This window comes from Aeromonas sp. R9-2 (assembly GCF_040908025.1).
In the GTDB taxonomy this organism is placed as follows: Bacteria; Pseudomonadota; Gammaproteobacteria; order Enterobacterales; family Aeromonadaceae; genus Aeromonas; species Aeromonas veronii.
In genome coordinates this window covers 144,615-153,663 of record NZ_JBFOCX010000029.1, presented here as the reverse complement: position 1 = coordinate 153,663, position 9,049 = coordinate 144,615, and the positions used below count along the sequence as shown (strand labels likewise).

Below are 9,049 nucleotides of genomic sequence, written 5' to 3'. Positions count from 1 at the left end.
ACTCAGAAGTGAAACGCGGTAGCGCCGATGGTAGTGTGGCATTCGCCATGCGAGAGTAGGACACTGCCAGGCACCCAATACAAGGAACCCCGCTCGATGAGCGGGGTTTTTTATTGCCTGCAATTCAGCAAATAGTCTGATAATTGACCGTTCATTCTCTCTTCTCCGCCGTTTTCTCTGTTTTCCCTCCCCGATTTTCTCCGGTTATGCCATCGCCGCTGGCTCTGGTTGCCGTTATAATGGCCGCCCTCAAGCAAGGTGGTGGTATGAAAGCAGAATATCTACAGCGATTCGGGGGCATTGCCCGTCTTTATGGTCAGAACGCCTTGCGTTCCTTTAGCCAGGCCAAGGTCTGTGTGGTGGGGATCGGCGGCGTTGGCTCCTGGGCGGCGGAGGCGCTGGCCCGTGCCGGTATCAACCAGATCACCCTGATCGACATGGACGATATCTGCATCACCAACACCAATCGCCAGATCCACGCCATGAAGGGTACGGTTGGTCGCCTCAAGACCGAGGTGATGGCCGAGCGCATTCGCTCCATCAATCCGGATTGCGAAGTGATCGAGGTAGACGATTTCGTCACTGCCGATAATCTGGCCGAGCATATCAAGCGGGAGTTTGACTATGTGGTGGACGCCATCGACTCAGTCAAGGCCAAGGTGGCGCTGATTGCCTTCTGCAAGCGCAACAAGATACCGGTAATTGTGGCCGGTGGTGCTGGCGGGCAGATGGATCCGACCCAGATCACCGTGGCCGATCTGGCCAAGACTATTCAAGACCCGTTGGCGGCCAAGGTTCGCTCCGACCTGCGCCGCTTGCACAACTTCAGCAAGAATCCGGCGCGCAAATTCGGGGTGGAGTGTGTCTTCTCAACCGAGCAGCTGAGCTATCCGGATGGCAATGGTGGTACCTGTCAGGCCAAGGCAGCCAGCGATGGCACCATGAAGATGGATTGCGCCTCCGGCTTTGGCGCTGTGACGCCGGTGACGGCAACCTTTGGGCTGGTTGCCGCGTCCCGGGTATTGAAGAAGATTGCCGAGCGGGGGGCCCGTGCCGAGAAAGAGGCCGGGAATGAAGAAGTAGGGTCGATTGGCGAAGCCTAATCGACCTCTGCACAAAGCGGATTAGACTGCCTGCTCCCGGATCGCCAGCACGATCGCTCTGAGCCCGTTACCTCGTGACGGGCTCAAGTGTTTCTCAAGTCCCAGTTCGCTGAAATAGTCTTCCATATCAAAAGCCTGGATCGCCGCAGACGATTGGTGGTTGAGTGCCGCCAGCACGATGACGATAAGGCCCCGCACGATGCGAGCATCGGAATCACAGGCAAAGTGCCAGCAGCCATCCTCGCTTTGTTCTCCCTTCAGCCAAGCCTGGCTTTCACACCCCTTGAGGCGAAACTCCTCCTGCTGCCATTCGCCGGGTAGCGCTGGCAGCTGCTTGCCGAGCTGGATGATGAGTCGGTACTGGTTCTCCCAGCCATGAGCGGCGGCAAACTGCTGGCGGATGGTGTCGGCGTTGGGCTCAAGGCCAATCTGGGTATAGCTTGCGAGGTCACTCATTCGGTTGTCTGCCTTAGAAGAAGTCACTGAGTTTGTGCAGGGCGGCCAGCAGGGCGTCGACATCGTCCCGATTGTTGTAGCAGGCCAGCGAGGCGCGCATCGTGCCGCCGATCCCGAGCGACTCCATCAACGGCATGGCGCAGTGATGGCCGACTCGCAGGGCGATCCCCTGCATATCGAGCAGGGTAGCGGCATCCTGCGGGTGGATATCCTCGAGCAAGAAAGAGACAGCACCGGTGCGCTGATTGGGTTCGCCGATCAGACGAAGCCCCGGCACCTGTTGCAGACCTGCGACCAGATAGTCGGTCAGTGCCTGTTCATGGTTGGCGAGCCATTGCTGGTCTTGCCCCATCACAAAGTCGATGGCGGCGGCGAGGCCGATAGCGCCAGCGATATGGGGGGTGCCCGCCTCGAATTTGAAAGGCAGGGTATTGAAGGTAGTGCCGCTGAAACTGACCCGATCGATCATCTCGCCACCTGCTTGCCAGGGCGGCATCCGCTCCAATAGCTCGGTGCGGCCCCACAACACACCGATGCCGGTCGGGCCATAGAGTTTGTGGCCGGAGAAGGCGTAGAAGTCGCAGCCGATGGTTTGCACATCCACCTCGAGATGAGCCACCGCCTGGGCACCGTCGATCAGCGTCACGGCGCCAACCGTTTTGGCGGCCGCCACCATCTCTTTGACTGGATTGACGGTACCGAGGGCATTGGAGACGTGGGTCACGCTCACCAGCCGGGTACGTGGCCCCAGCATGGCGTGATAGGCGGCCAGATCGAGATCGCCCCGTTCATCGAGGGGGATGACCCGGATCACCGCTCCTGTGCGTTGGGCGACCAGCTGCCACGGGACGATGTTGGCGTGGTGCTCCAGCGTGCTGAGGATGATCTCGTCCCCCGCTTTGAGCTCGCTCATCCCCCAGCTCTGGGCTACCAGATTGATCGCTTCTGTGGTACCACGGGTCCAGATAACTTCGTGGCTGCGGGGCGCATTGATAAAGCGGGCGACCGTCTCGCGGGCAGCCTCAAAGGCGCGGGTAGCGCGGCCACTCAGAGCATGGGCGGCACGGTGCACATTGGCGTTGTCGGCCCGATAGTAGTGAGCGATGGCATCCAGTACCGCGCGCGGCTTCTGGGTGGTGGCGGCGTTGTCCAGATAGACCAGAGGGTGGCCGTTTACCTCCTGCGCCAAGGCCGGAAACTGGCTGCGCAGTTGGTCGTGCTGTTGCTGATTCATGCTCCCCTCATCATCTGGAAAAAGTCATCATCTCGAAAGGTCGGCCATGATCCTGAAAATAGCGCCCGAACACAAGGCGCGATAAGCCCGATTGGCGGTTGCCTGCCGTGCAGCAGGTACGGCTCATCGAGTGATTTCTGGTACAATGCCGCCCCTCATCATAAGCCAAGAGATCCGGCCCATGAAGCTCAACCCCAATCAGAACGAAGCGGTCAAGTATGTCTCCGGCCCTTGCTTGGTGCTGGCGGGTGCCGGATCGGGCAAGACCCGCGTCATCACCAACAAGATTGCCTATCTGGTGCAGCAGTGCGGCTACAACGCGCGCAACATTGCCGCCGTCACTTTCACCAACAAGGCGGCACGGGAGATGAAGGAACGGGTTGGCCAGACTTTGGGTCGCAAGGAAGCGCGGGGGCTGATGGTCTCCACCTTCCATACTCTGGGGCTCGAGATCATCCGCCGGGAGCACAAGAGCCTGAATCTGAAGGCGAACTTCTCCCTGTTCGACGACACCGATCAGCTGGCGCTGCTGAAAGAGCTGACCGAGGCGGAGCTCGACAACGACAAGGACAAGCTCTCGGCCCTCATTACCCAGATCTCCAACTGGAAGAACGACCTTATTCTGCCTGCCCGTGCGATGCGTATCGCCCGCGGCCCGGAAGAGGTGCTGATGGCCCAGCTCTATGAGCGTTATCACCGCCAGATGGTGGCCTATAACGCGCTGGATTTTGACGACCTCATCGTGATGCCGACCCTGCTGCTCAAGAGCAATCAGGAGGTGCGCGAGCGTTGGCAGAACAAGATCCGCTACCTGCTGGTCGACGAGTATCAGGACACCAACACCAGCCAGTACGAGCTGGTGAAGCAGATCGTCGGCGAGCGCGCCCGCTTCACCGTGGTGGGGGACGATGACCAGTCCATCTACTCCTGGCGCGGCGCCAAGCCGCAGAACCTGGTGCTGCTGAACGAAGACTTTCCGAACCTGCGGCTCATCAAACTGGAGCAGAACTACCGCTCCAAGGGGCGCATCCTCAAGTGCGCCAACATCCTGATCGCCAACAACCCCCATGTGTTCGACAAGGTGCTCTTCTCCGAGCTCGATTACGGGGTGCCGGTCAAGGTGCTGTTTGCCAAGAATGAAGAGCATGAGGCGGAGCGGATCGCCGCGGAAATGATGGGCCACAAGTTTATGAACCGCACCCGGTTCAAGGATTACGCCATCCTCTATCGGGGCAACCATCAGTCGCGCATCTTCGAGAAGGCGCTGATGACTAACCGGATTCCTTACCGCATCTCCGGCGGCACCTCGTTTTTCTCCCGCACCGAGATCAAGGACATCATGGCCTACCTCAAGTTGCTGGTGAATCCGGACGAGGACACTGCCTTCCTGCGGGTGGTCAACTTGCCGCGCCGCGAGATTGGCCCCACCACGCTGGAGAAGCTGGGCCAATACGCCAACCAACGGGGCAAGAGCCTGTTTGCCGCCAGCTTTGAGTTGGGGCTGGAGCAGCACCTCTCCGGGCGGGGCCTCGTGGCCCTGCAGGCATTCACCAACTGGTTGGTTCGCCTTGGCGATCAGGCGCTGCGCGGCAATCCGGTGGAGGCGGTGCGGGACATGATCAAGGAGATCCACTACGAAGAGTGGCTCTACGAGACCTCGCCCAGCCCGAAAGCGGCCGAAATGCGGATGCAGAACGTCTCCACCCTCTATCGCTGGATCACCGAAATGCTGGAAGGGGATGAGCTGGAGGAGTCGATGACGCTGGCTCAGGTGGTCACTCGCCTCACCCTGCGCGATATGATGGAGCGCAACGAAGGGGAGGATGATGCGGATCAGGTGCAGTTGATGACCCTGCATGCCTCAAAGGGGCTGGAGTTCCCCTATGTCTACATGGTGGGGATGGAGGAGGGCTTGCTGCCTCACCAGACCAGCATAGATGAAGATAATGTGGAGGAGGAGCGGCGTCTCGCCTACGTGGGGATCACCCGGGCCCAGACCGAACTGACCTTCACCCTCTGCAAGGAGCGGCGTCAGTTTGGCGAGTCGGTACGGCCAGAGCCGAGCCGCTTCCTGCTGGAGCTGCCGCAGGATGATCTTGAATGGGAAAACCAGAAGAAGGTGACTGCCGAGGAGCGCCAGCAGAAGGGGCAGGTCGGTGTTGCCAACCTGCGGGCGTTGTTCAAGAAGGATTAACCCTAAGGATTGGCCGGGGTCAGTAGCGGCACTATGTCTGCTCCCGGCATGGGCGGAGAGATATAGCGCCCTTGCCCCATTCGGCAGCCAATATCAATCAGCTTCTGCAACTGCTGCTGGTTCTCGATCCCCTCGACGACCAGGGTGTAATCGAGATCCTGACAGATATCCCGCATGGCGCGGATCAGCGCCAAATCTTTGGGCGATTGCAGCATCCTCTGGGTAAAGCTGTCATCCACCTTGATGTAGTCCACCGGGAAGTGGAATAGGGCGTTGAGGGAGGAGAAGCCGGTCCCAAAATCGTCGAGGCTGATCTGGATGCCCTTGGCGCGCAGCTCGTGCAGGGATGCCAGCGCATCGGAATCTTGCCGCGACAGCTCCCGCTCGTTGAATTCAAAAATCAGATAGCCGGGGGCGACCCCTTCCTCTTCGATGATCCCCATCAGTCGCATGATGTGGTCATGGTTGACCAGATGCTTGCCCGACAGATTGATGGCGATCTTGAACTTGCCCTGCCCGGAGATTGGCAGCCAGTTCTTCAGTTGCTGACAGGTGTGGCGCAGGATCTGGTAATCCAGCTCCAGAATCAGGCCGCACTGCTCTGCCAGCGGAATAAAGTCGAACGCATCCTTCAGGATGCCCTCCTCGGTCAGCCAGCGCGCCATCACCTCCAGTCCGGTCAGGCGGCTATCCTGCAGCCGGATCACCGGTTGGAAATAGGGGACGATACGCCCCTCCCGCAGGGCTCTGGCCAGCATCTCTTCCGGCGAATTCCAATTCTGGTTGATGCAATCATCCGAGTAGCTGACGATGCGACTGCGACCATTGCGCTTGGCCTGATACATGGCCAGATCGGCCTGATGGAGCAGCTGGCTGATATCTGAGGTTTGCTCGGAGACGCTTGATACCCCCAGACTGACGGTAATGCTCAACTCGTTGCCGAGTAGCCGGAACGGGTAGGAGAGACGGCTGATAATGCGGTTGAGCACCGGGCTGATGTCATCGTCGCTCTTGCTGCTGTCCAGATAGATGACAAACTCGTCGCCCCCCAGTCTGGCCACCAGATCGTTTTGTCGGATACAGGTCTGCAGGCGGCGGCTCACCTCCTTGAGCAGCTGATCGCCAGCACTGTGGCCCAGGGTGTCATTGATCTGCTTGAAGTGATCCACATCGATAAAAATCACCGCGAATCCCGGCGACTTGTAGCGGTTGTAGTGGGTCATGGCGTGGTTGAGGTGGTTCATCAACAGCGCGCGGTTGGGCAGTTGTGTCAGCGGGTCGTGAAGTGCATCGAATTGCAGCCGCCGTTCCAGCTCCTGATGCTGCTTGAGTTGCTTTTGCAGCCTGAGGTTGGTCTGACGCAGCTGTTGCAGCCGCTGGTTGATGGAGTCTTCGGTATTAATGTCGTTGAGCTGCTGGCGGATCCGTCTCAGCTCCAGCAGCAGGGTGAGCTGGCCACGCAGAAAGTCGAGAAACAGCTTGTCGTCGGTCTCCAGCGGTTGAGCCGTGCTGATGATGAAGTGGGCGAAGTACTGTTGTTGCAGCCGCAGCGGCATGCTGTGCCAGTAGCGGGACTCCCTGTTCACCTCGATATTGCTGGTGCTGTGGCACAAGCCGCTGATGAACTCGTCTCCCTGATGGGGATGGGCAGGGTAGATCTTTTCCAGCTTCTGACTGGTTAACCTGACCAGCAGCATGTCCTCTATGGTGAGCATCTGGCGCAGTACCGCCTCCAGTTGGGAGAAGAGCGCCTGAGCCGGCAGGGTATTGGCGAGCCGCATGATGCGGCTGATGCTCTCGATTTTCTTTTTCCAGTTCGGGTCTTTGCGGATCAGCGGTGAAGGGAGCTCGGTGAGATGGGATCCCGCCTGGGTTTCGGTCAGCCGTTTGGCCAGACACTCCAGCAGCAGACGCAGGGTTGGCAGGTCGGCGGGGGTGCCACGCGCCAGCAACCACTGTATCTGGCCATGCTCGATGGGGAAGACGCACCACCCTTCGGCCTCATCCAGCTGGGTGAGCTGATCGGTGATGCGGGACTGCTCCCGGCCCAGCTGTTGCTTGAAGATGTCGCTGACCTTGTAGGCGTAAAGCCAGTTCAGACCGGTATCGGAGAGGCCCAGCATGCCGAAATGTTGCAGCGGGCAGAGTTGGTCAATCTGCTGGATCAGGGAATCGTAATCGTCAGACGTGGCGGTTTGTGGCGCCGGGAAGTCCATAATGGCAGAGACCAACGCCAACAGAGGAGTTGAGTAGTGGGGTTCGATGGATTGGGACGACATGTGCAACTCCCGATATGTCTACCTTACAAGAGTAGTCGGAAGCCGATAGATTGAAAGGGCCGCAATTGCGGCCCTTTCAAATACTTACAGCTTGTCGATCATGTAGTGGATGGCGTTTTCAATCTCTTCATCACTACAGTTCGCACAGGTGCCGCGCGGAGGCATCATGCCGGACTTGCCGGTAAAGCCTTCGATGGCATGTTTCTTGAGAGTATCAATGCCCTGGGCGATGCGAGGATCCCAGGCTGCCTTGTCACCCCGTTTGGGGGCACCAGCGGCGCCGGTGTCGTGACAGGCAAAGCAGGCGCCCTTGTATACCGTTTCGCCATCGCGGGGACCGGAGGAGGCGGTCGCAGCAGGTGCAGCACTCGCGCCGGCAATACCTTCCAGATCCTTGGCGGTATAGACCTGACCGATTGGTTTGATCCGCTCGGCAATGGCTTCCGGTGACATCTCATCGGCAGCAAGCACTGCCCCAGACAAGCTGGCGGCCGTCATCCCGACAGCCAGCAAATAGCTCAGTTTTTTCAACACGCTCATATACTCCCAGCAGTCTTTTATTATCCATGTAAACGACGGGATTATAACCGAATAGTTACAGCCATTTAAACGCTTGTGTGTGAAGTGTTAAACACTCTGCGTACAAAGTTTTGGCCGATATCACGGCAATTTGGGTGGAGGAGATAAAAAGAAACCCGGCATTCGCCGGGTTTCGAGTAACCAAGGGGTGAAACGGCCTATTTATCCCAGCTCAGGATCACCTTGCCGGAGTGGCCGGAGCGCATCGCATCGAACCCCTGCTGGAATTCGTCGATGTGGAATCTGTGGGTGATGATGGGGGAGAGATCCAGCCCGGACTGGATCAGGCTGGCCATTTTGTACCAGGTCTCGAACATCTCGCGGCCATAGATCCCTTTGATAAACAGCCCCTTGAAGATCACCTTGTTCCAGTCGATGGCCATGGTGGAGGGGGGGATACCGAGCATGGCGATCTTGCCGCCGTGGTTCATCTTGTCGAGCATCTCCTGGAAGGCGCTCGGGACGCCAGACATCTCCAGCCCCACATCAAACCCTTCGGTCATGCCCAGCTCGCTCATCACGTCGGCCAGCTTCTCCTTGGCCACGTTGACCGCGCGGGTGGCGCCCATCTTGCGGGCCAGCTCCAGCCGGTATTCGTTGACGTCGGTGATCACCACGTGGCGCGCGCCCACATGGCGGCAGACGGCGGCAGCCATGATGCCGATAGGGCCCGCCCCGGTGATGAGCACATCTTCACCCACCAGATCGAAGGAGAGGGCGGTGTGCACCGCATTGCCGAACGGGTCGAAGATGGCGGCCAGCTCGTCCGGGATGTTGTCCGGCAGCTTGAAGGCATTGAACGCGGGGATCACCAGATACTCGGCAAAGGCACCCGGGCGGTTGACGCCAACGCCAATGGTGTTGCGGCAGAGGTGAGTGCGGCCAGCGCGACAGTTGCGGCAGTGGCCACAGGTGATGTGACCTTCACCGGAGACCCGATCGCCGATGGCGAAGCCGCGCACCTCCTGACCGATTGCGACCACTTCGCCGACATATTCGTGGCCGACCACCATGGGTACCGGAATGGTCTTCTGGGACCACTCGTCCCAGTTGTAAATGTGGATATCGGTGCCGCAGATGGCGGCTTTGCGGATCTTGATCAGCAGGTCGTTGTGGCCGAGCTCGGGAGTCGGTACATCCGTCATCCAGATGCCGACCTCTTTGTGCAGTTTGGAGAGTGCTTTCATGGCTGTTCCTTCAATAT

At 59.0% G+C, this 9,049-nt stretch carries 7 protein-coding genes; 2 read left to right on the top strand and 5 right to left on the bottom strand.

Annotation, left to right across the window (positions count from 1 at the left end; all coding sequences use genetic code 11):
- The first annotated feature begins 266 nt into the window (after positions 1–266).
- On the top strand, positions 267–1,103 hold the full coding sequence (tcdA, locus tag AB5Y71_RS16680; RefSeq protein WP_368172038.1) for a tRNA cyclic N6-threonylcarbamoyladenosine(37) synthase TcdA: 837 nt from the start codon (positions 267–269) through the stop codon (positions 1,101–1,103).
- A gap of 21 nt (positions 1,104–1,124) precedes the next feature.
- Here tcdA and AB5Y71_RS16675 read toward each other — a convergent pair whose 3' ends face one another.
- On the bottom strand, positions 1,125–1,559 hold the full coding sequence (locus tag AB5Y71_RS16675; RefSeq protein ID WP_204480576.1) for a SufE family protein: 435 nt from the start codon (positions 1,557–1,559) through the stop codon (positions 1,125–1,127).
- A 13-nt stretch (positions 1,560–1,572) separates the two neighbouring features.
- Positions 1,573–2,793 carry an aminotransferase class V-fold PLP-dependent enzyme gene (locus AB5Y71_RS16670; protein ID WP_368172037.1) on the bottom strand — a complete coding sequence of 407 codons (1,221 nt, stop codon included), beginning with the start codon at positions 2,791–2,793 and terminating at the stop codon, positions 1,573–1,575.
- Positions 2,794–2,974: 181 nt separating this feature from the next.
- On the opposite strand from AB5Y71_RS16670, the gene rep reads away from it, so the two are divergent.
- Positions 2,975–4,987: a DNA helicase Rep gene (rep, locus tag AB5Y71_RS16665; protein ID WP_368172036.1), complete on the top strand. Its 2,013-nt coding sequence runs from the start codon at positions 2,975–2,977 to the stop codon at positions 4,985–4,987.
- A gap of 2 nt (positions 4,988–4,989) precedes the next feature.
- Here rep and AB5Y71_RS16660 read toward each other — a convergent pair whose 3' ends face one another.
- The 3 genes from AB5Y71_RS16660 to tdh form a co-directional block, all read right to left on the bottom strand.
- Positions 4,990–7,266, bottom strand: coding sequence for a putative bifunctional diguanylate cyclase/phosphodiesterase (locus AB5Y71_RS16660; RefSeq protein ID WP_368172035.1), 2,277 nt, complete (start codon positions 7,264–7,266; stop codon positions 4,990–4,992).
- Between the two features lie 84 nt (positions 7,267–7,350).
- Entirely contained in the window at positions 7,351–7,806 is a 456-nt protein-coding gene (locus AB5Y71_RS16655; protein WP_058056430.1) for a cytochrome c5 family protein, read from the bottom strand.
- A 197-nt stretch (positions 7,807–8,003) separates the two neighbouring features.
- On the bottom strand, positions 8,004–9,032 hold the full coding sequence (gene tdh / locus AB5Y71_RS16650) for an L-threonine 3-dehydrogenase (RefSeq protein ID WP_368172034.1): 1,029 nt from the start codon (positions 9,030–9,032) through the stop codon (positions 8,004–8,006).
- Positions 9,033–9,049 lie beyond the last annotated feature (17 nt).